At 36.2% G+C, this 21,953-nt stretch carries 25 protein-coding genes; 14 read left to right on the forward strand and 11 right to left on the reverse strand.

What is annotated here, in order from left to right:
• Position 1: 1 nt before the first annotated feature.
• Positions 2-523, forward strand: coding sequence for a DUF5366 family protein (locus tag HU235_RS08175; protein ID WP_174879877.1), 522 nt, complete (start codon positions 2-4; stop codon positions 521-523).
• A 75-nt stretch (positions 524-598) separates the two neighbouring features.
• On the opposite strand, the gene HU235_RS08180 is transcribed toward HU235_RS08175, so the two are convergent.
• Together HU235_RS08180 and HU235_RS08185 are read right to left on the reverse strand one after the other, a co-directional pair.
• The gene (locus HU235_RS08180) at positions 599-1,006 is read right to left on the reverse strand and encodes a thiol-disulfide oxidoreductase DCC family protein (protein ID WP_095302262.1); all 408 of its coding nucleotides are present in this window, start codon (positions 1,004-1,006) and stop codon (positions 599-601) included.
• Positions 1,007-1,020: 14 nt separating this feature from the next.
• Positions 1,021-2,847, reverse strand: coding sequence for a transglycosylase domain-containing protein (locus tag HU235_RS08185; RefSeq protein ID WP_174879887.1), 1,827 nt, complete (start codon positions 2,845-2,847; stop codon positions 1,021-1,023).
• A 306-nt stretch (positions 2,848-3,153) separates the two neighbouring features.
• Between HU235_RS08185 and kapD the strand changes: the two genes are divergently transcribed.
• The gene (gene kapD, locus HU235_RS08190) at positions 3,154-3,780 is read left to right on the forward strand and encodes a 3'-5' exonuclease KapD (protein WP_174879878.1); all 627 of its coding nucleotides are present in this window, start codon (positions 3,154-3,156) and stop codon (positions 3,778-3,780) included.
• Between the two features lie 113 nt (positions 3,781-3,893).
• Here the strand turns inward: kapD and HU235_RS08195 are convergent, their stop codons facing one another.
• Positions 3,894-4,280, reverse strand: coding sequence for a kinase-associated lipoprotein B (locus tag HU235_RS08195; RefSeq protein ID WP_174879879.1), 387 nt, complete (start codon positions 4,278-4,280; stop codon positions 3,894-3,896).
• Positions 4,281-4,399: 119 nt separating this feature from the next.
• On the opposite strand from HU235_RS08195, the gene HU235_RS08200 reads away from it, so the two are divergent.
• The gene (locus tag HU235_RS08200) at positions 4,400-4,603 is read left to right on the forward strand and encodes a hypothetical protein (RefSeq protein ID WP_095302258.1); all 204 of its coding nucleotides are present in this window, start codon (positions 4,400-4,402) and stop codon (positions 4,601-4,603) included.
• Between the two features lie 83 nt (positions 4,604-4,686).
• Here the strand turns inward: HU235_RS08200 and HU235_RS08205 are convergent, their stop codons facing one another.
• On the reverse strand, positions 4,687-5,853 hold the full coding sequence (locus HU235_RS08205) for a MalY/PatB family protein (protein WP_095302257.1): 1,167 nt from the start codon (positions 5,851-5,853) through the stop codon (positions 4,687-4,689).
• 202 nt (positions 5,854-6,055) lie between these two features.
• Between HU235_RS08205 and HU235_RS08210 the strand changes: the two genes are divergently transcribed.
• Complete coding sequence (locus HU235_RS08210; protein WP_095302256.1) at positions 6,056-6,316, forward strand: DUF1871 family protein; 261 nt, start codon at positions 6,056-6,058, stop codon at positions 6,314-6,316.
• A gap of 134 nt (positions 6,317-6,450) precedes the next feature.
• On the opposite strand, the gene HU235_RS08215 is transcribed toward HU235_RS08210, so the two are convergent.
• Positions 6,451-7,281, reverse strand: coding sequence for an alpha/beta fold hydrolase (locus tag HU235_RS08215; protein WP_095302255.1), 831 nt, complete (start codon positions 7,279-7,281; stop codon positions 6,451-6,453).
• 293 nt (positions 7,282-7,574) lie between these two features.
• Here HU235_RS08215 and HU235_RS08220 point away from each other — a divergent pair, with 293 nt between their 5' ends.
• The 5 genes from HU235_RS08220 to yugI all read left to right on the forward strand — a co-directional run bounded on the left by HU235_RS08220 (position 7,575) and on the right by yugI (position 12,201).
• On the forward strand, positions 7,575-8,075 hold the full coding sequence (locus HU235_RS08220; RefSeq protein WP_095302254.1) for an Lrp/AsnC family transcriptional regulator: 501 nt from the start codon (positions 7,575-7,577) through the stop codon (positions 8,073-8,075).
• Complete coding sequence (locus HU235_RS08225; RefSeq protein WP_174879880.1) at positions 8,072-9,241, forward strand: aminotransferase; 1,170 nt, start codon at positions 8,072-8,074, stop codon at positions 9,239-9,241. The genes HU235_RS08220 and HU235_RS08225 overlap by 4 nt, the downstream gene beginning before the upstream one ends.
• Positions 9,242-9,463: 222 nt before the next feature.
• Positions 9,464-10,024 (forward strand): RNA polymerase sigma factor, encoded by a 561-nt coding sequence (locus tag HU235_RS08230; RefSeq protein ID WP_174879881.1) that lies wholly within the window; start codon positions 9,464-9,466, stop codon positions 10,022-10,024.
• The gene (locus tag HU235_RS08235) at positions 10,017-11,642 is read left to right on the forward strand and encodes a hypothetical protein (protein WP_174879882.1); all 1,626 of its coding nucleotides are present in this window, start codon (positions 10,017-10,019) and stop codon (positions 11,640-11,642) included. The genes HU235_RS08230 and HU235_RS08235 overlap by 8 nt, the downstream gene beginning before the upstream one ends.
• Before the next feature lie 160 nt (positions 11,643-11,802).
• Complete coding sequence (gene yugI, locus HU235_RS08240; RefSeq protein WP_095302250.1) at positions 11,803-12,201, forward strand: S1 domain-containing post-transcriptional regulator GSP13; 399 nt, start codon at positions 11,803-11,805, stop codon at positions 12,199-12,201.
• A 382-nt stretch (positions 12,202-12,583) separates the two neighbouring features.
• Here the strand turns inward: yugI and HU235_RS08245 are convergent, their stop codons facing one another.
• Entirely contained in the window at positions 12,584-12,811 is a 228-nt protein-coding gene (locus HU235_RS08245) for a DUF378 domain-containing protein (RefSeq protein ID WP_095303191.1), read from the reverse strand.
• 143 nt (positions 12,812-12,954) lie between these two features.
• On the opposite strand from HU235_RS08245, the gene HU235_RS08250 reads away from it, so the two are divergent.
• The gene (locus HU235_RS08250; protein WP_174879883.1) at positions 12,955-14,118 is read left to right on the forward strand and encodes an iron-containing alcohol dehydrogenase; all 1,164 of its coding nucleotides are present in this window, start codon (positions 12,955-12,957) and stop codon (positions 14,116-14,118) included.
• 209 nt (positions 14,119-14,327) lie between these two features.
• Positions 14,328-15,680 carry a glucose-6-phosphate isomerase gene (locus HU235_RS08255; RefSeq protein WP_174879884.1) on the forward strand — a complete coding sequence of 451 codons (1,353 nt, stop codon included), beginning with the start codon at positions 14,328-14,330 and terminating at the stop codon, positions 15,678-15,680.
• A 182-nt stretch (positions 15,681-15,862) separates the two neighbouring features.
• Here HU235_RS08255 and HU235_RS08260 read toward each other — a convergent pair whose 3' ends face one another.
• Entirely contained in the window at positions 15,863-16,915 is a 1,053-nt protein-coding gene (locus HU235_RS08260; RefSeq protein ID WP_174879888.1) for an NAD(P)/FAD-dependent oxidoreductase, read from the reverse strand.
• 254 nt (positions 16,916-17,169) lie between these two features.
• Between HU235_RS08260 and HU235_RS08265 the strand changes: the two genes are divergently transcribed.
• On the forward strand, positions 17,170-17,571 hold the full coding sequence (locus tag HU235_RS08265; RefSeq protein ID WP_095303188.1) for a YugN-like family protein: 402 nt from the start codon (positions 17,170-17,172) through the stop codon (positions 17,569-17,571).
• Here HU235_RS08265 and HU235_RS08270 read toward each other — a convergent pair whose 3' ends face one another.
• Together HU235_RS08270 and HU235_RS08275 are read right to left on the reverse strand one after the other, a co-directional pair.
• Positions 17,572-18,567 carry a potassium channel family protein gene (locus HU235_RS08270; protein WP_095303187.1) on the reverse strand — a complete coding sequence of 332 codons (996 nt, stop codon included), beginning with the start codon at positions 18,565-18,567 and terminating at the stop codon, positions 17,572-17,574.
• Entirely contained in the window at positions 18,567-18,827 is a 261-nt protein-coding gene (locus HU235_RS08275) for an atypical membrane-integrating protein (Mistic protein) (protein WP_095303186.1), read from the reverse strand. Before HU235_RS08275 ends, HU235_RS08270 begins: the two co-directional genes overlap by 1 nt.
• Before the next feature lie 194 nt (positions 18,828-19,021).
• Here HU235_RS08275 and HU235_RS08280 point away from each other — a divergent pair, with 194 nt between their 5' ends.
• Complete coding sequence (locus HU235_RS08280) at positions 19,022-19,423, forward strand: secondary thiamine-phosphate synthase enzyme YjbQ (protein WP_174879885.1); 402 nt, start codon at positions 19,022-19,024, stop codon at positions 19,421-19,423.
• A gap of 72 nt (positions 19,424-19,495) precedes the next feature.
• Here the strand turns inward: HU235_RS08280 and HU235_RS08285 are convergent, their stop codons facing one another.
• Both HU235_RS08285 and HU235_RS08290 read right to left on the reverse strand, forming a co-directional pair.
• On the reverse strand, positions 19,496-20,317 hold the full coding sequence (locus HU235_RS08285; protein WP_095303184.1) for a protein-glutamine gamma-glutamyltransferase: 822 nt from the start codon (positions 20,315-20,317) through the stop codon (positions 19,496-19,498).
• Between the two features lie 296 nt (positions 20,318-20,613).
• A complete protein-coding gene (locus HU235_RS08290; protein ID WP_095303193.1) occupies positions 20,614-21,414 on the reverse strand; it encodes an MBL fold metallo-hydrolase in 801 nt (266 codons plus the stop codon).
• 239 nt (positions 21,415-21,653) lie between these two features.
• On the opposite strand from HU235_RS08290, the gene HU235_RS08295 reads away from it, so the two are divergent.
• On the forward strand, positions 21,654-21,953 hold a 300-nt coding region (locus HU235_RS08295), incomplete at its 3' end, for a MarR family winged helix-turn-helix transcriptional regulator (RefSeq protein ID WP_174879886.1).

A 21,953-nucleotide genomic window follows, 5' to 3' on the forward strand; every position in this document is an offset into this window, starting at 1 on the left:
TATTACGATTTTGTTATTTAGCACATCTTTATCAATTGCAACGGTTATGATCGTAATCGATTATTTACAGGTTTTGGGGATTTACGAGGGGATGCTAGAATTTTTCTCGAATAACGGGATTAAGCTGGCGTTGTTTATCATATTTGCATTGCTTTATTTCATGGTTTTTTCTGCATTAAAGTTAATTGCTGATACGGTAACAGAGCTGTCATTATTATTTTTTTCTAAGGATATTGTAGGTGAGAACTTAACGAAAATTAGAGGTGGCTCTTCGTTTTATCTTGTAGCTGGTGCGCTTTCGTTAGCTGCGGTTCAATTTCCAATTGCGATTATTGGAATATTTTTGCTTGCAACGCTTTGCTATTTTATTTTTATCGTTTATAAAATTAGTAGCTCATTGACATCTGCTTCTTTAATTGGTTTAGTTTTATTTCATGTTTTATTTTGGTTTTCATTTATACTAGGTACTTTATATATATGCTTTCGCCTATATAATAGCATCATGGCAAGCTTACCTATTTAATTGTGAGCAATGCAAAAAGGTAAAAAAGCTGATTCCATCAAAGGAACCAGCTTTTTTATTTGTAGGTAAGTTGTTTTAAGACAAAAACCTTCTTCGTACCTTTGCGGTTGGAAGCATACATTGGTCTGCTTTACCGAACCATTTGTAACGGTTTTTAGCAATGTAATGATAAATTGCATCTCTAATTGGCCTTGGAATGATAATAAATAGATAAAGCAGCCTCCAGCCACCTCCAAAAAGTAAGCACAATTGAAGGGCGGCTTGAGACTTTTGATAAACCTTACCATTATGAATGAAAATAAAGCTGTCAAATTCGTCTGTTGGGAGCTCATATTGTAATAATAATTTTTGTCCAATTGGTGATTGGAGAGCAGCGAATACTGTTTGCTCCTTTTTATCATGGCGAATTATGAATTGCACAGCCTGATTACAGAAATGACAAACTCCATCAAATAAAATGATCGGTTGTTTTTCTTTATCCATCGTAAGCCTTCTTTCTATTTCATTGTATCTCTCCATATAAGCATTTGGGGTCCTTGATGATATAGATGACTAACATCACTATTAGAATCTTCCCCAACCCATACTCCTGCAGTATACTGGTCCTTTAACCCGACAAACCATATATCAGCGTAATCATTTGTCGTTCCTGTTTTTCCCCCAACATAATCACCGGATACTCTCGCTTTTTGCCCTGTACCACTTTTAACAACTGATGATAGCAATGAGCGCATTTCATCGTTTGTTGACTCCTTCCAAACTTGAACAGGCTGCTCCTTCCATTCATAAAGCGTTTTTCCTGATAAATCGGTCACCTTTGTTATCGCGTGATTTTCGTAATAAGCTCCGTTGTTACCAAAGGTTGAATAGGCATTTGTTATTTCTAAAGGAGATATACCTACATCAAATCCTCCGATTGCTGTTGATAGATGTGTATAATCATCTTTAGTTATCGAATTGAATCCGAAAGGCTTTAAATAGGAAAAGCCCTTTTCAATACCGATCGTGTCCAAAAGTCTTACTGCTGCAGCATTATATGAATGTTTTAATGCTGTATCAATTGAGACTGTTCCATAATCCCGTTTACTATAATTTTCAGGACAATAATTACCTTTACAAAATTCGCTCGCATCGATTTTCGATTTTGCTGTTGCACCTGTTAGATCAATATATGGAGCATAGTCTAATAATGGCTTTATTGCGGAGCCTGGCTGTCGATATGCCTGGTAAGCACGATTAAAGGAAAACTTTTCGTAATCCTTTCCGCCATATAAAGCAACAATGTGATGTGATTCGTGATTAACAACTGCCGCAGCACTTTGGACATTTTGAGCAGGAAGATGTGTGGCAACGGCTTGCTCTAATTTTGCTTGAATTGATGTATCCAAGCCTGTATAAATAATAACGCCCTTGCTTAATACATCATTTACACGCTCTGTTAATTCGGTTTGGATCTTTTCTTTTTCCTTTTCTTGCTTGGCATTTGCCAATCTGTCCGCAAAGCCTTCTGTTTCAGAAATTAATTGCTTTAATTCCTGGTGGACATACGTAACATAGTGTGGATTTGTATCCACAGGCTTTTTAATTGATAAGGTGATTTTATACGCTTTTGCCTCATCAAGCTCCTGCTTTGTTATAGTGCCGTTTTCATGCAGTATTGCTAGCAATCGTTCCTGGCGTTGCTTAGTATTACTAAATTTTTTGATTGGGTCATATAACGATGGATTGTTCGGGATAGCGCTTATAAATGCTAGCTCAGCAAGGTTTAACTCCTGTAATTGCTTGCTAAAATAATAGGTTGCAGCTGTTCCAATCCCATATGCGCCATGACCGAAGTAAATCGCATTTAAATATCCCTCGAATATTTGCTCCTTCGTAAAGGTTCTTTCAAGCTGATAGGAATAAAGTAATTCACTTAGCTTTCTGTTATAGGTTCTGTCATGATTTAAATAGACGTTACGTGCTAGCTGCTGGGTAATTGTACTGCCGCCTTGTTCAACAGATTGCGATTGTGCGTTAATAAACACAGCTCGTAACATCCCGGCTGGATCAAAGCCAAGATGCTCAAAAAAACGCTGATCCTCTGATGTAATAAAAATGGTTTTAACAATATCAGGGACATCATTATAAGCAATATAATTGCGATTTTGTTGATTTGAAATCACTTCTGAAATTAATTGACCCTCACTATCGAAAATAAAGCTATTTTGTGATAACTCAACATTACTTAAAGGGAGTTTTTCATCTAAAACGGTTCCTAATCCTTTAACTGCCTTTGATTCCTTTCCAGCAACAAAGCCACATAATAAGAAAATCGGAATCATAACGATGATACAAACCCATCCAACTATTCTCCTCAAATTACATTCACACTCTTTCTCACGTAATGTTTCTTTTCTATATTGTAACCGATCTTGCCCTACTAGGGAGAAATATTATTTTGCTGATTTTGCTAATTTATCCCTTTTTCTAGTTAATAGTAGCTTCAAAATAAAACTGAAACAACCGTCCATAAAAGTAAAAAATAGACAAGGGATAATTCATTATTTTTCGAAAATTTGAAGTTAATCAGAAGCGTCGATGATATAATAATAAAAAATGGAAAGTTGAAGAAAGAGGGGTGAAATAGGTTGGAGGGACAAGAACCATTATTATTATTTATTGATTTTGAGTTTACGATGCCTGAGGGGAAATCTGATCCTGTTGGATTTTATCCTGAAATAATTGAAGTAGGGGTCGTAGCTGTTCGTAATCAAAAAATTGAAGACCAATTTTCCTCTTACGTAAAACCAAATCGTTTTCCGCTATTGAGTGAAAGGTGTAAAACCTTTCTCCAAATTTCCCAAGCTAAAATTGATTCTGGTATAACCTTTCATCAATTATTAACCGTATTAAAAAAATATACGAACGATACCCCTGCTACGATTATTACATGGGGGAATATGGATATGAAAGTACTCCGACACAACTGCAAAATGAATGGTGAGGAATTCCCTTTTACAGGTGAATGTAGAGACCTTTCGATGGAATATAAAAAATTTTTCGGAGACCGTAATCAAACAGGCCTTTGGAAGGCTGTTGAGGATTATGGGAAAAAGGCGACAGGTAAACATCATCGCGCATTAGATGATGCTCTAACAACCTATCATTTATTCAAGCTCGTTGAAGAGGATAAGCGTTATTTGCAAAAACCAGAACCGCCAACAATCGGAGACAGAATTGATTTAACGAAGGTTTTAGGTAAATATGCAACATAAAGGAGAGGAATCTCGTTTATAAATTAATGTTATTTTGGCTTACTCAATAACATTATTTGTATATGAAGATTGTAAGAGTTAAAACAAATATTGTTATTGAGTAGATATAAGCCTCATTTATTCGGGAAATAATCTGCTTCTAAACGAGAAAGATTGCTTAAAGACTGCTCTGCCCAAGGAGTGTTCAATTGCATAAGCTCTTCTCTTAATTCGGTTAATGCGTTTTTTAGTGATTCCTGATAGTCAGGGATATCCCCATCGAAAGGCTTAACCATTTTCTTTGGAATATTTGTTTGTTCATTAAAAGCTAGGGCACGACGTTCATGAAAGAACTGAACATCAGCATCTTTTGGATGATGTAGGTCACCTTGCTGTGGGTGCTTTAGAACAGCTTTCACTTTAACAAGATAATGCATCGGCCGAATATCGGTAATTTCCCCAATATATTTTCCTGTTTTGTAAATCCCAGTTACGATATCTCCAATCATTCGTTCTTCCATTTAAAATCATTCCTTTTAATCAGTAGTTTATGATATGTTCATCATAACATGTTCAAATAACAATCACATTTGTAATTTGCGAAAAGCTTGCTATAGTAATAAGGAAAGGTTGTGAATATATGGAGCAGCTTCAATTTATAGTAGGGTTATTTCTATACTTCCCAGAGGATAAAACAGAGTATATACCAGCAGTTATCACTATGGTTATTTTTGGAATCGGAGCGTTTTTTGCCTTTCGTTTTATCGTAAAAGTATCAAAGAAAGAGGAAGGAGAAGTGGACAAGCATTTCCAACAATCAGTTAAAAGTGAAGAAAAGGAATAACTGCAAAATGGTCTGACCCTTTACATCCAAGCTTTGGAAAAGGATCAGACCTAACTTATCCTAACGTAATATTATCTGCATTCTTATGTCAATGCATGAACGAGGCGTTTAAGTCCTTCCTGTAATGTTTCCTTTGGACAAGCGATATTCATGCGGAGGAAGCCAGCACCGTTTTCACCAAATTTTGAACCTGGCTCTAATGCTAATTTCCCCTTTTTATAAAGTAATTCCTTTATTTCATCATCTGTTTTATGTAGACTTCTAGCATCTATCCAAATTAAATAAGTAGATTCAGGTCTCATAACGTTTAACTGTGGCAGTTTTTCGTTTATAATGTTTTCTACTTCAGTAACATTTTCCTCTAAGTACGTAATTAATTCATCAAGCCAGTCATTACCGTGTTTATATGCGGCTTCCATCGCATCTGTTCCAAGTGTATTTAATCCAAATAACCCATGTAGCTGAAGAGTTGAATTGAATTTTCTTCTTAGAGATGCATTCGGAATGATGAGTGCAGATGCCTGTAAGCCAGCAAGGTTGAATGTTTTACTAGGTGCAATGCATGTTATTGTATTTTCAGCAATTTCTTTACTAATCGATGCGATAGGTGTGTATTCATTACCGAATAATAATAAATCAGAGTGAATATCATCTGAGATAATTAACACCTCATGCTTTAAACACAATTCTCCTATTTTTGTTAATTCCTCTTTACTCCAAACTCTACCTCCAGGATTATGGGGATTACAGAGGATAAACATTTTTGTATTTGGATCTGCAAGCTTTGCTTCTAAATCATCAAAATTGATTTCATAACGATGATGCTCATTTAGTAAAAGCTCGTTGTAAAGAACTTCACGTTTATGCTTTTTCGCCATTTCAAAAAAAGGATAATATACAGGTGGCTGCACGACAATTTTGTCTTCAGGTCCAGTATATGTTTGAATCGCCATACTAATAGCTGTTACGATTCCAGGGCTGTAGGTAAGGATATTCTCCTCTATTTCCCAATGATGGCGATTTTTCAACCAGCTTCGTATCGCTTTCTCTGTTCCTTCTCCTGGCATCGTATATCCGAATATCCCGTGGTCAGCTCGATTTTTAATCGCTTCGATGACCTCAGCTGGAGCGGGAAAATCCATATCTGCTACCCACATTGGCAAAATTTCTTCATCACCAAACATTTCCTTCGTATTCCACTTTACGGAATTTGTTTCTCTTCGATTTATGATTTCATCAAATCGATTCACCTTTCACACCTCGCTTAAGTATTTTTTAATTATTCTGTTCTTGTGTCTAGCTCCACGCCAAGCCGATAAAGAGCACCTTCTATTCTGATTCGGTTTGTTTCCCCTAGGCTAAACGAGGCGCTTTCACATTTCTAATTGTTCTCTTTCATCATATATATGTTACAATGACAGTGCAAAAAATAAGATTTAAAAAGGTGAAAAAATGGAAGCTCAACAAACGAATCTTAAATTAATGGAAATCTTACTACAATGGGATCCTCTCGGGTATGGAGAAGGAAGCTATGAAACGGAAGTTGTTGATGTGTTACAAGCAGTGTATGCCTTTGATGATGAAATGCTGCTTGCTAGAAAAATTCAAGCGATTTATGAGTTTTCATTTGAAGAAATCATTCCACTCCAGACATGTGAAAAACTTGCGAGGCAATTACTATTTATTAAACAGACGAGTAGCTGTGAAATTTAAATATTTTGGTGAGAGTGTAAACATTCTCTCTAGAATAAATAAACTTATATAGCGCGCCAAGCCCCAATCTGATCTAAAAGCATTTTTGTAAATGGATTTGATCCTTGTTAGGGGCTAAGTAAGGCGCAATTTTTTTAATTAGCATGGCAGAAGTCGAGAATCTTTTCCGTTACATATTCAGGACGCTCCTCAGGAACTAGGTGTCCAGTGTCCTTTAATGAATAGAAGATCGAATTAGGTAAATCATTTTTTAATCGTTCACCGATATGAACTGGCACAACTTTGTCTTCATTTCCCCAAATGAGGAGACTTGGCTGTTCAATACGCTTTAATTCCTCTGGTGCTAAATCTCCTTCATGGTCACGAATCATTCGATTCAAAGCTCTAAATATCCCATTGTCATGAAATGGCTCTAAATATCCTTGCATCATTTCTTCATCGATAAGTGAACGGTCATAAACAACATTATATAAGTTTTTTAGGACGCCTTGTTTTGCAAGCCAATGTTTGATACCTAAATAAAAGTAGGGTATATATGAGCCGAATTTTAACGTTCCGCTAATCCGTTTCATATAGCTTGAGCTGCATAGGAGGATAACCTTTTCAAATAAGTCTGGTCTTTCCTTAGCTGCTACGAGAGAAACTTGTCCACCCATCGAATGACCTAAAATAAACGCCTTTTTGATACGCAAACTTTCAACTAATTGAATGACTAGCTTTGCCATATTTGAGTAGGAATGAACAAACCTTGTTGATTTTTCTGATTTTCCAAATGGAGGTAGGTCGATCGCAAGCAAATTAAATTCATTCTTTAGCATAGGGATAATTTTTCGATAGCAAAAGGTTGAAGACAAGAAACCATGTAATAAGACAAGGGTTGGCTTTGATGGGTCCTTTTCATAAACCTCATAATGCACATTCACGCCAAGAATTTTCATTGTATTTGCATAATAATGATTCTCCATATTATTCACTCCATTTTTCCTATAAATAGTATGGTAATATATGATAAAATTAAGTTTTACTCAGGTAAATATCATAATTCTTACGGGCTAACAAAATGGAATAAAGGAAGGTAAGCTTATAAGAGCCCAGAGCAGGTAAATGAAAAATAATCCACTAATTGTTGTTAGTTTTAGCTTAGCATAAGGAAAAAACACCTGTAAAAACTTACCCGTAATTCTTTTGTCTAATCGTAGGAAAAAGGATTTTTAAGTGGTATAATTATCTGAAGATTTGAAAAGTGGGAGTGGTGAAAATGAAGTTTACAGACAAGGAAGTCGAGATTTTAGAAATCTTAGAAAATGACTGTCGCTTATCTGCGGAACAAATCGCCAAAATGATTGATTTAACTGAGGAAGAAACGAAAAAAATTATAAAAAACCTTGAAGACCAACGGATTATCGTTGATTATACTGCGCAAGTGAACTGGCGAAAGGTTGATGGCCATGAAGGTGTTAAAGCGATGATTGATGTAAAGGTGCAGCCTAAGCGCGGTGTCGGATTCGATGAAATCGCAAGTCGTATCTATCGTTTTAATGAAGTAAAATCTGTTTATTTAATGTCAGGAGCTTACGACCTGTCCGTTATTATAGAAGGTAAATCGATGTCTGCAATTGCTCAATTTGTATCAGAGAAACTTTCGACATTAGACTCTGTCTTATCAACTACAACTCATTTTATCTTAAAAAAATATAAGCATGATGGCACAATATTTGAGCAAGATGATGAGGATAAGAGAATTGTGGTGTCCCCATGATTGAAACATCACATTACCTCTCAAGTTCAGTCAAGGATTTAAAACCTTCAGGAATTCGTAAGTTTTTTGATTTAGCAGCAGGTATGGAAGGTGTCATCTCGTTAGGGGTAGGTGAACCTGATTTTGTTACCTCATGGAATATTAGGGAAGCATGTATTCTTTCACTTGAGCAAGGCTATACATCCTATACAGCTAATGCTGGTTTATTAGAATTAAGAAGAGAAATTAGTGCTTATTTGCAAGAGACAACAACAGTTCAATATGATCCCGAAACTGAGCTATTAGTAACCGTTGGTGCGAGTCAGGCGCTTGACCTTGCATTAAGAGCGATTATTAATCCTGGTGATGAAGTAATTGTCATTGAGCCGAGCTTTGTCTCCTATGCTGCTCTCGTTTCGTTAGCAGGCGGTGTACCTGTTCCGATTCACACAAAAGGAGAAATGGAATTCAAGCTTCAGCCAGATGAGCTAGAAGAAGCAATAACGAACAAAACAAAAGCGATTATTTTATGTTCACCGAATAACCCGACTGGAACGCTTTTAAATAAAGAAGAACTAACGAAAATTGCGAGTATCATTGAGAAGTACGATTTGCTTGTGATTTCGGATGAAATTTATGCTGAGCTAACGTATGATGAAGCATACTCAAGCTTTGTTTCTATTGAAGGAATGGCTGATCGAACTTTGCTCATCTCTGGTTTTTCAAAAGGATTTGCGATGACAGGCTGGCGTTTAGGCTATGTTGCTGCACGTCCAGAGTTTTTAAGCGCAATGTTAAAAATCCATCAATATTCAATGATGTGTGCACCGACAATGGCACAATATGCTGCAATTGAGGCGATGAAAAATGGCAAAGAGGATGTTCTTCATATGAAGAAAAGCTATAAACAGCGCCGCAATTTATTTGTTAGTGCATTAAATGATATTGGTTTAACATGTCATGTTCCTGGTGGTGCGTTCTATGCATTCCCATCAATTCAAAGTACAAATCTCACTTCAGAGGAATTTGCTGAGCAATTGTTAAAAGAAGAAAAGGTTGCGGTTGTTCCTGGTAGTGTATTTGGGGAAAGCGGTGAAGGCTATGTGCGTTGTTCCTATGCATCATCACTTGACCAGCTCCAAGAAGCATTAAAAAGAATGCAACGCTTTGTGCAAAGCCGATCTTAATACAAAAAAAGCTGACCATATATTGGCCAGCCATATAGAGAAACAAAAGGGGGAATACTAGAAAGCCTTATGCTAGTATTTATTCCCCTTTTTTGTTTGTTTTAAACAACATATCCAGAAATTCCTCATGTTCCTCTTATATATATTCTTCAAAATGTACTCCTATGAAACAATTTAATTGCAAGTTCCGTTTAATATGTAGAAAAAAAGGGGGGTAGACGAATGACAGAGGAAGAGCTAATAAAAAGGGCGCAACAAGGAAATATGGTTGCATTTGGGCAACTAGTGGAAATGTACTATCCGACTGTTGAAAGATTCGCCTATCAATTAGGCAATCGCCATGATGAAATAGAGGACATTACACAGGAAGTATTCATTCGTGTCTACCGTTTTCTTGATCAATTCTCAAAAGCAAAATTTTCAACGTGGTTATATAAAATAACGCTAAATGTTACCCGAGATTTTGCAAGAAAGCGTCAATCCAACATCCGTAAAGTATTTAAAATTCAACAAAATACGAAAAAGGATGACTATGTCGAAATTGAATCAGCGGTGATCCAAAATGAAGAGGACCGAACGCTGCATATAGCTATTCAAATGCTTGATGAAAAATACCGTGTTCCGATTATACTATTTTATTTTCATGATAAAAAATATGAGGAAATAGCTGAAATAATGGGGGTAACATTATCAACGGTTAAGACGCGAATTTTACGTGGGAAGACGATGCTAAAAAAACTAATCGAAGAGCAAAATAGGAAGGAAGGTGACATTCATGGATGATAAACAATTTGAAGAACGGATGATGCAATTAAAGAAATCCTATGAAAGCATTCCGACAAAATCTGCTCCAGATGCAATAATGAAGCATATTGTTCAGCAGGAGAAGCCAAAGAAAAGAAAAACGTTTAAACTTCCATATGTCGCTTCTTTCATAGGAGTATTACTCATAGGTGGATTAATTGGAGGGCAACTTATTTCACAACAGAGCCTTCTATCTGACAATGAAGAGAAGAATTCTGCCAAAATTACAACAGAACAAGTTGAGTCAGCTAAAAATGAAATTCGCGGTCTCTTTGAACGAAAGGTCGATGAACTGGGAGAAAAGCTTGATTTCGCTCAAGTTGAACAGTACCGGTTTATCCAGGATGTTGAAGAGACAGTTGATAGATTTGAGGAAAGAAGCAGCTATAAAAACGAAAAAGAACTAAAAACATATATGAAAAAGGTCGAAGAGGAAATTAATCGAAGAGTTTCCTTACCAAATGAAGAATATGCATATATAAAAAAGAAAGTAGAGGATAACGAAACTATTCAGGATGATTTTATTTTAGATTACTTAGATAAATTAGATGCAATGAGTGAAAACTTCACGAGTGAATGGCGACTTGAATATAATAGTGGAGATGTAATGCCAACAAAAGAAAATGTAGAAGGACTAAATAATAAAAATCTCTCCGTTGTGTCCAAAGAAATTACAAATTTTGCAGATGAAATAGTGACCTATGGATATCGTTTTAACTTAGAGGGTGAGGGGAGTATTTCGATTCAAATTAATTTGGATAAAATCGTAAAAGACTTTACAGGCCATATAAGTGACGAATTGGAAAGCTATTTATATTTAAAAGACTATGTTCAAGATGTACTAGATATATCAAAAGAGCAATATGATGATGAAAATATGTTAAAGCATATTGTCCACCTTGAAACATTTATTTTACAAAATGAGAACTTTAGAAATAAAGAAGATTTAAAAAAGGTATATCATGCTGCATTAACACATCTTATATTTGATATGGACATAGATTTGCTAAATAAATTTACAACACAATATCCGGATGCGTTAACAACTGAGGTTGTGAAGATGGCTTTACAACATCGCTCCACAAATAGAGCAGTGAACGATGAATTAAAATTGAAGATTATTTCGGCAATTCCAGCTGAATTAAGGCCGATTTTTCAATTTGAAGCGATGTATTTGTTGCCATTGCCTGATTATTTGGAGCGGAAATATAAGGAGTTTAAAGCAAGTAAGGATTATAATTCATTGTATACATTTCAAGCATTTAAAGGTACTTATCAATTTTCAATTGTAAGAATTTACTTATATGCCATTATGCAAGAGGATTACGAAACAGCCTATGCTCTTTCATATAATGGAAAGGTTAATGGGAAGGATGCTACACTACCTGATTTTAATACATTTAAAACTGAAATGAGCTCATGGCGAGTAGAGAATGAACAATTATTAAATGATCTTGTATATGTAGATGAAGGGCAGTATGGCGGGGGACTCATCTTTCTTTATACTTTCATAAACGATAATGGTGAAAAGCTTTTTCTTGAAATGCATGTAGATGAAAATCTTCTTCCTAAAATTGTCTATCCACCATCTTCCTAAAGAGGAGCGCCCAAAGTGGCGCTCCTTACGTTATTGTTATAGAGACATTGGGTATACTAATGAAAGACAATAAATCTTTTTGAATTATACCTATTGTTGTGGTATAATTTTATATTGCGTATAAATGGACATATAAATATAAGAAATTAGGAGTGTTATCATGACAACAAAATATGAAGTAGGTAGCGTGCATACAGGTAAAGTAACAGGAATTCAACCATACGGAGCATTCGTTGCTCTTGACGAAGAAACACAAGGTTTAGTTCACATTTCTGAAATTACTCACGGTTTTGTAAAGGATGTTAACGAGCATTTAAAATTAAATGACGAAGTTCAAGTGAAAGTCCTTTCTATTGACGAAAATACAGGGAAAATCAGCTTATCAATTCGTGCAACTCAAGAAGCACCTGTTGAAGAAAAGAAGGAAGCACCAAGAAAGCCTAAAAAGCGTCAAGCGACTGTGAAAACAGAAACAGAAACACCACAAGGATTCAATACGTTAAAAGATAAGCTTGAAGAATGGATCGAGCAATCAAAACGCGAGGAAGTTAATAAATAATCTTGATACGGTTAAAAAGGATACCTTTATCATTAAGCCCATTGCGTTGCAATGGCCTTGTGATAAGGTATCCTTTTTTGCAAGGTAAGAAAGTATAACATTTTGAACTTAGTTTTAGTGTCTAGCTCCAGCGCCTAGCCCCTCGAGGTCATAAGTCAATTTGGAATTGAAGGCAAAGAACGCCTTCTATTCCAAATCGCCTTATGCTTGTCGGGGCTGATCAAGGCGCTTGCGCTTTTCTTATTTGGGAGTTAGGTAAACTCGTCATTTAACGGAAAGGATACGAGATCCCACGTTCTCCTATATTTATGAAAAAAAGAAATAAAAAAGAGCCAACACGTCATCTTGTTAGCTCTTCTTTTAGAAGCTTAATTTTAGAAGCTTATCGAGCTTCAGGACGAGGCTCTCTCGCTACTTCTTCAGATGGTTTAAAGAGTAATCCAAGGTTAATTAAACCAGCAATTCCAACTAAGCCATAAATCACTCTAGAAAGAGCTGTATCATCCCCAAAAATGGCTGCTACTAAGTTGAAACCAAAAAATCCTATAAGTCCCCAGTTGATTGCGCCAATAATGGTTAACACTAATGCGATACGTTGAATTGCGCTCATATGCAACCTCCTAAAATATTTTCATTGCATGATTAGAATGTGATAAAAAGGTAAATCCTATTCGTTGGAAATTGTTGTGTGAAGCACTTTTCTTTACAAGAAATAAATGACTAGACATAATTTAAGTATGGAGGCGATAATGAATGGATAATTTTACATACTATAACCCGACAAAATTGATTTTTGGTAAAGGGCAAGTTGAGCAATTAGCTATAGAAGTACCATCATATGGCAATAGAGTATTGCTAGTTTATGGTGGAGGCAGTATTAAACGTAATGGACTTTATGACCAAGTTGTTAATATTTTAAAAGATAAGGGAATTGAAACTTTTGAACTATCAGGTGTTGAACCAAATCCGAGACTTTCAACTGTACAACGTGGTGTGGACATCTGTAAGAATGAGAATATTGACTTTTTACTAGCAGTTGGTGGCGGAAGTGTCATTGATTGTACAAAAGCAATTGCAGTAGGTGCGAAGTATGAAGGGAATCCATGGGATATTGTGACGAAAAAACATATTCCAACAGAAGCATTACCATTTGGAACAGTGCTTACAATTGCTGCTACTGGTTCTGAAATGAATTCAGGCTCAGTTATTACAAATTGGGAAACGCAAGAAAAGTATGGCTGGGGAAGCCCGCTAGTATTCCCTAGATTTTCTATCCTCGATCCGGTAAATACATTCACAGTTCCGAAAAACCAAACAATTTATGGAATTGTTGATATGATGTCACATGTGTTTGAGCAATATTTTCATCATACAAAGAATACACCGTTACAGGATAAATTTTGTGAATCAACATTAAGAACTGTTATTGAAGCTGCGCCAAAATTAGTTGAAGACTTAGAAAATTATGAGCTGCGCGAAACGATTCTTTATGCTGGAACAATCGCATTAAATGGTCAGCTGCAAATGGGCTATCGCGGTGACTGGGCAACACATAATATTGAACATGCAGTTTCAGCAGTTCACGACATTCCACACGGTGGCGGCTTAGCGATTCTATTTCCTAACTGGATGAAGCATACGATGTCAGAAAACGTTGATCGTTTTGTACAAATGGCGGTAAACGTATTTGATGTAAATCCTAACGGAAAGGATAAAGAAACAATCGCAACTGAAGGAATTGAGAAACTTCGTGAATTTTGGAGCAGTATTGGCGCACCAAGCCGCTTAAAGGACTATGATATCGGTGAGGAAAGCATTGATGTCATGGCTGATAAAGCAATGGCAAATGGTGAATTTGGTAATTTCAAAAAGCTAACGAGAGATGATGTTGTAGCGATTTATCGAGCTTCCTTATAAATTTAAGCTACAGAGTGGATGCTACTCTGTAGCTTAGCTATTTTTTATGTGAGTAATCCAGCTTCTAACTCTTATTCCATAAAATGAAAGTTCAGACAATTTTCTTTGTTGTTTACGCTTACATTAATAACTTAGCTTGATTTACTAGAGTAGTTTAGATAAAGTGAAGATAGTTATAATAATATTGAAGTATATGGAGGAAATGTTTTATGACACATGTACGTTTTGATTATTCTAATGCATTAACTTTTTTTAACGAACATGAAATTACATACTTACGTGATTTTGTAAAGGTAGCTCATCACACAATCCATGAGCAAACTGGAGCTGGAAGTGATTTCTTAGGCTGGGTTGATCTGCCAAAGAACTATGACAAGGAAGAATTTGCTCGCATTCAAAAAAGTGCAGAAAAAATTAAATCTGATTCAGATGTACTTCTTGTAATTGGAATCGGTGGCTCATATTTAGGAGCTCGTGCAGCGATTGAAATGCTAAACCATTCTTTCTACAACTCTTTATCAAAAGAGCAACGAAAAACTCCACAAGTCATTTTTGTTGGAAATAATATTAGCTCTACATATATGAAGGATTTACATGATCTACTTGAAGGAAAAGACTTCTCAATTAATGTCATTTCTAAATCAGGTACAACAACAGAGCCTGCTTTAGCATTCCGTATTTTCAGAAAGCTTCTAGAAGAAAAATATGGTAAAGCAGAAGCAAAACAACGTATCTATGCAACAACTGATAAAGCACGCGGTGCATTAAAGACATTAGCAACAGAGGAAGGCTATGAATCATTCATTATTCCTGATGATGTCGGCGGTCGTTATTCTGTTTTAACAGCTGTTGGCTTACTTCCTATCGCAGTAACAGGTGTTGATATTGAAGCGATGATGAAGGGTGCTGCTGCAGCAAGTGAAGACTTTGGTAAGTCTGAGCTAGAAGAAAACCCAGCATACCAATATGCGGTTGTTCGTAACGTTCTTTACAACAAAGGAAAAACAATTGAAATGCTTATTAATTATGAGCCAGGTCTTCAATATTTTGCTGAATGGTGGAAGCAATTATTTGGTGAAAGTGAAGGAAAAGACCAAAAAGGAATTTATCCTTCTTCTGCAAACTTCTCAACAGACCTTCACTCATTAGGTCAATACGTACAAGAAGGTAGACGTGACATTTTTGAAACAGTTATTAATGTTGAAAAACCACGTCATGAACTTCTTGTTGAAAAAGAAGATAGCGATTTAGATGGCTTAAATTATTTAGCAGGAAAATCTGTTGACTTCGTTAACAAAAAAGCATTCCAAGGAACAATGCTTGCACATACTGATGGAGGAGTGCCTAACTTAGTTGTTTCCATTCCAGAGATGGACGAGTATACATTCGGCTACCTAGTGTACTTCTTTGAAAAAGCATGTGCAATGAGCGGATACTTATTAGGAGTGAACCCATTCGACCAACCAGGTGTTGAGGCGTACAAAGTAAATATGTTCGCATTACTTGGCAAACCTGGCTTTGAAGAGAAAAAAGCTGAATTAGAAGCACGCTTAAATAAATAAACAAAAAAAGAAGCTGTCCTTGAGTCAAAATTGACCAAGGACAGCTTCTTTTTTTGTTCAAAAAGGTGAAATACTTTCAATTTCCGGAGAATACTTTCATTTAAGAAAAAATACTTCCAAATCTAGGGTGAATACTTACATAAAAATAAAAATACTTTCAATCTTTAAAAGTTACTTTCAAATCACGAATTTACAAATAAATGTTGAAGTAACTCCTTATTCTTTTCTTCAAAACGACTGTTATGTGACGAAACTCTTGCTTTAGCAGGTGAGTTAGGGTCTAAGTACATTTTCGCTTGATTTACTGCATTTGCTGCATCGGCAAATGCCCCAAGGATAAGATGCACTTTACCGTCAAATGAAAGAATATCGCCTGCTGCGAAAAGTCCCTCAATAGATGATTGTGCCTTGCTGCTACCCTTTACATAGAACTCGTCAACAAGCTCAATTTGTAATGGACTTTCTTTAATAAAAGAAAGCTCTCGTTCAAAACCATAGCTAATGATAACATCATCAATTTCAATTGCTGATTCCTTGCCTGTAAGCTTGTTTTCAAGTATAACTGAGCGAATCTTTGTGTTATCTGTAGTAGAAACAAATTTTTTGATTGTTGTATTTACGTGTTTTTCATGAGGGTATTCGTTTAAAAGTGAAAGCTGGGCCTCGTGACAATCGAATTTGTCTCGTCTATGAACAATATGTAGGCTTTTAACAACAGGTGCGATACTAACTGCCCAATCAATTGCTGAATTCCCCCCGCCACAGATAACGACATCTTTGTTTTTAAATTTACTTAAGCTTTGCACTACATAATGAAGATTCGTTACCTCAAAACGATCGGCACCTTCAATGTCTAATTTAATTGGCTTTAGAATCCCGCCACCAACAGCTAAAATGACGGTTTTGCTAAAATGCTGTTTTCCGCTTTCTGCCGTCAATATAAAAGTATCAGCCGTTTTTTCGATTCGAATGATTTTTTCATTTAGGACAACCTCAGGGTCAAAGGTTAATGCTTGTTGAACCATTTGCTTAATTAATTGTTCACCAGTAACTGGTGTAACCGCACCGACATCCCAAATCATTTTCTCTGGGTAAACGTGGACTTTACCACCTAAATTTGGTTGGAAGTCAATAATTTTTGTCTTCATTTCTCGCATTCCGCTATAAAATGCAGAATAACAGCCTGCTGGTCCACCACCGATAATCGTTACATCAAATAGCTCTTCATGATTTATCAATATTGTGCACGCTCCTTCGTTTTCTTTTCTTTCATATAAATTGTTAAATCCTCACTAAAAAGCCGAAAAAGTATGTTCATGAAGATAGATGTGAGGATGTGAATATAAGTTTTTGATAACGTTTAATATGATAATGATTCTCAATATCATTATCTGTTGTTTCATTTCAATTGTCAATATTGTTTTATAATGGACGATTAAGCATGTTTTTTACGTAATAGGAAAATCTAATTGAAAAAGGGGGTTTTATTATGCTTGAAATACAATCAAGGCTAGAAGGAAAAGCATTTCCTTTATATGAGCTCGAACAAAAATTAAAGCCTTTAGGGTATGATATAGGCGGGAATTGGGAATATGATCATGGCTATTTAGATTATAAAATCGATTCCGAGGTTGGCTATCAATTTTTAAGAGTCCCGTTTCAAGCTATTAATGGAGAGCTTGATACACCAGGAGTAGAGGTTCAAATCGGTACACCTTTTCTGTTGTCACATAAATATCAAATTGGCTTAGATGATCACGCTCGTATCGGGAATGTGAGTGCATCATTTAACCAGTTTCAGGAGCCGGAGGATAAAGATGCAACCTTCCCAAGTGAATATATCGAGAATGGGAAGGAGCTTGTTAAGCAGCTTGAGGATACGCTGCTATAGTTAATGGCTAAAGACAATTAATGAGTCTTCATTCTCGATTGTATAGGTGAGGGGTGGATTTAGTTTCGTTTCCTCTCCTTTTTTTATGCCAATTAAAATCGATTCATTTTCTAATAACTCATGGCTGATCGTCCGAAAGGTCTTACCGACATCTTCCCGTTTTACAGGGATGATTTGAAAAAGATTTCCTTTTGCTGGATTTAATTCGGAATAAACCTGGGACAATCCGTTTTTCGCTAAATAACTGCTCATAATAAAGTGACTTGTTAGCTTATACGTTTTGATAATTTCATCAGCACCTGCTCGATTCGCATTATTCGTTTGTTTCTCTGTCAAAACCTCAATGACACAATACAAGCTTGGGTTAACACCTTTTAATGTAAGGAGTACAAGTATTGAATTCATATCAGCGTCATGCTCATTTTTATTTTGGTCAGCAGTAATAATTGCTGCATCTGCATATGTAATATTCGCTTTGGCTAAAACTCGTTCATCTGTCGGATCGCCTTTAACAAAGTAAACATTTTCTATAAGTGGTCCACTTTTTAATGTTTCATCAATTAAGACAATTTGCTTGTATGGTTTAACGGAATGCAATGAATCGATCATTTCTTTTACCTTTTCGTTCCAGCCAATTAAAATCACATGGTTGCTCCCTTTAAAGGTTAAATCCCCTTCGACATAAGCATGCTGTTTTCGAATTGCTGCTGCTGAAATCGTTGCGAAGTACGCACTAACCATACTAGCTCCGATCATAATCATAATCATCGCAATAATTCTACCACCAATTGTTTCTGGGGAATAATCGCCAAAGCCAACTGTAGATACCGTAACTAGCGCCCACCAGATTCCATCAAATGTAGAGGGGAATTCAGTAGGTTCAACAAAAGAAATAATTGTGCCAAATACTAGAATGATAAGGATGACGACAAATGAGATTTGAAAATAGAGCGGCCACTTAAGCCATTGAATCATTGTTTTGTTTGATTTGGTCATTAATCTCCATCCTTTCCTTTCTTATTATTCGGTAAGAAGGATAGTATCTCCCTAATAATTGTATTTATTTTTGTTGTAACTTCATCTTTTCCGTATACATCAATGGCGCGTTGGATCGTTTCGATCGTTTCATCAGTAAACTCAATTAGTGGCTTATCTTCCTCTGAATCATTATAAAAACCGATAAAAGTATCTAAGCCTTCATTCATTTTATCAATTGCTTCACTTAGCAGTTTTTTTTCATCTTCACTTACTTTCAAGTGACCACCACTTTCCTTGACATCAATCTTTTTCCATTAGTAGTATGTTCAATTCTTCCTATTCTTATTGAGTAGAACTGTTTGTACAACTTAAAAACAAGCAAATTTCAATGTCTTTTTCTAGTGACGACTTTTCATGTATAGTAATAAATAGATGAAGGTTGACTTATTTCATGAAAAGAGGGAAGTGTCACATGCTAATCAAACATGAATTAATAACAAATGATCGCGATGAAATGGTAGAGGTGACTAGTTTAGTTCAAAGTGATGTCAGCAAAACTGGTCTACAAGAAGGTACTGTTCTTATTTATTGTCCACATACAACAGCTGGTATTACGATAAATGAAAATGCTGATCCTGATGTAAAAACAGATATGATTCGCCGCTTCGATGAAGTATATCCATGGGATGATGAAAAGGATTTACATATGGAAGGAAATACGGCAGCACATATGAAGGCCAGTACGGTAGGAGCTTCCCAAACCGTTATCGTTACAGGAGGAAGATTATTATTAGGTACTTGGCAAGGAATTTATTTTTGTGAATTTGACGGTCCAAGAAGGCGTACATTTTATGTGAAAATTCAAGGGGAATAAGACATGACATAAAGTTGACCCCTTTAAATAAATAGGGGTCAACCTTAGCTTTAAGTAAATCTCCCTTTGAAACTAGAGATAAAAGGTAACCTGACCAATTTTCCCGACAATTTCATTTGCTGCAAGGAAGCGGGGAAGAGGCTCCTCTATAGAGCGAGGTGAAAACTGAAAAAGATAGCGATCATCTAGCCGAGTGACCTGTGATAATAAATACGCAGATTGTGTTGCATATGGCTTGCGTCGTTTATTTAATGCCTCGATCATTTCTTCTGATGTTTTGATTCCGACTCCGTGGCCATAAAACGTTCCATTCCCTAAATCGATTGCGTTTTCTCCACGCCAATATGATTTATTAGGATCAAATTCCGGATTATTAAAGTAGACGCAGTCACCAGGCAAATAATCATTTCCTCTAGTTGTTACAATCGGTAAATCCTCATCAGAACGCCAATCCCTTAAATAAATTCCTTGATACAACCGATTAAATAGACTGTTACCGAATACCTGAAGAACAGCTTTATAAAAGATAATAACGATTGCAGTTGCGCATTCAAAGCCATATTGTTTTCCGTTGACAAAAATATCATGGATCGCATTTGATGGCTGAACCCCATTTCTTAATTGAAATCCGCCGGTTCTCGTTAATATCCAATATCGTGCATTACATTTAGAATCCTCGAATACCGTAAACTCCGCCTTGCTTGCGAGTAACTCTTTTGCAGCTTGAATAATCGCTGATCGCAGCTTTAGCGTAAAATGAAAATGCTCGAGATTATAAAAGGAATATGTTGTTTGATAGTTTGCCATTCTATTAATCATTTCGTTTTCAACTGCTGTATTTGAGGGGGTTTTAAGCTGTAGAGCGTATGCGGCCGTATTTCCAATGAAAATCATCGACTCCCTCCTTTCTCATGCTCTCTAATATATATGGGGGAGAAGGGAGAAAATAGTAATAGAACTTAAACTTTTATAAGAAAGAAAAGCAATTGGCTCCATAGATGTGAAGGGGAATTTTCTATGGAGCTTATGCTTGTAGAGGCTGGACAAGGCGCTTCCGCTTTTCTAAATTGTCTAGCTCCAACTCCTAGCCCCTCGAGGTCATAAGTCAAGAAAGAATAGAAGGTAAAGAACACCTTCAATTCTTTCTCGCCTTATGCTTGTCGGGGCTGAACGAGCCGCTTCTGCTTTTCTTAAACCCGGTGGTTTTCTGGAATTTCTGTTTGTTCAAAGTTTGTTACAAGCTTTTTAAGATTTGTGTGGAGCTCATCTCCTGTGATTGGGAATCCATGACCTGTTATTGCGATTTGTGGTTCCAATGCTTCGATTGCTTTGACAGATGCAAATGCCGCTTGCCAATCGGTTGTGAAATAAGGGGGTGGACCGTGCATTTCTTGTTTTTGCGTCAACACTTCATATAATGATTCCTGCTCAACATTTGTTATCGCATCGCCAGCAATTAACGCTCTGTCTGAATCTCTGAAAAGTGAAATATGTCCTGGTGTATGTCCTGGTGTTCGGATGTAACGCCAATTTGGAAGTGGAGGGATTTTTCCATCATCACCTAATAGCTGTAAATTAGAGCTAATGTTAATGCTATGTCTTGGAAACATTGGCGACATTTTTGCGACGAGACCTTCCACTTCGTTGTTTGGTGGTGGATAATCCTCTTTTCCAGTTAAGTACGGCTCCTCTAATGGGTGTGCATAAATAGGGACATCCCATTTTTGTAGTAATTGCTCGATTGCACCGACGTGATCGAAATGTCCATGTGTAAGGATGATGTTTGTAAGCTTACATCCCTTACCGAATCTCTTTTCAGCCTCCTGAATAATCATTTCTCCAGAGCCAGGCATACCTGCATCAACTAATATAAATGTATTGCCTTCATTAGGATTCCCGATAAAACAAACATTCACAATTTGGACATTGAAGCAATAAAGATCAGGCATGACCTCGATACCAAGTCCACTCGAAATCGATGTTAATGGCATTTTTTCCAATTCATTTACCTCCAATTTGTCATATCTAATTTAGTATTTCATAAAGTGTTATGGAGTATGACAAGCAATAAAAATGAATGGATAGATTGACAAATACCAATGACCATTTTATAGTTAAACACGTGAATAGTTAAATTGTTTAACTAAAATGCGTTTTAAGCATGAGTTATTAAAAATAAAGCCTGAAGTAATAGCAGGCATGTAAGAACAAAAGGAAGGTGGCTCCCTTCATGGATGAAAAACTGATCGAAGAATTAATTAATCGGTATATTAATGTTTCCTTCTCCGTAACAAAAAGTGGGGAAAATCTTATCAAGGGAATCATTGGGGATTTTATTACGTACGATCAACAGTACACATTGCGCTACATTTACTTACATAAGAGATGCACTTCCACTGAATTAGCGGAAGTTTTTCAGGTGAAGAAAAGTGCAATCACTGCGATTATTAATCGACTTACAGAAAAGGAATTAATTAAACGAACAAGGGATGAATCAGACCGCAGAGTGATTTATTTGACTCTTACGGAC

This window comes from Metabacillus niabensis, assembly GCF_902829255.1.
Classification (GTDB): Bacteria; Bacillota; Bacilli; order Bacillales; family Bacillaceae; genus Metabacillus; species Metabacillus niabensis.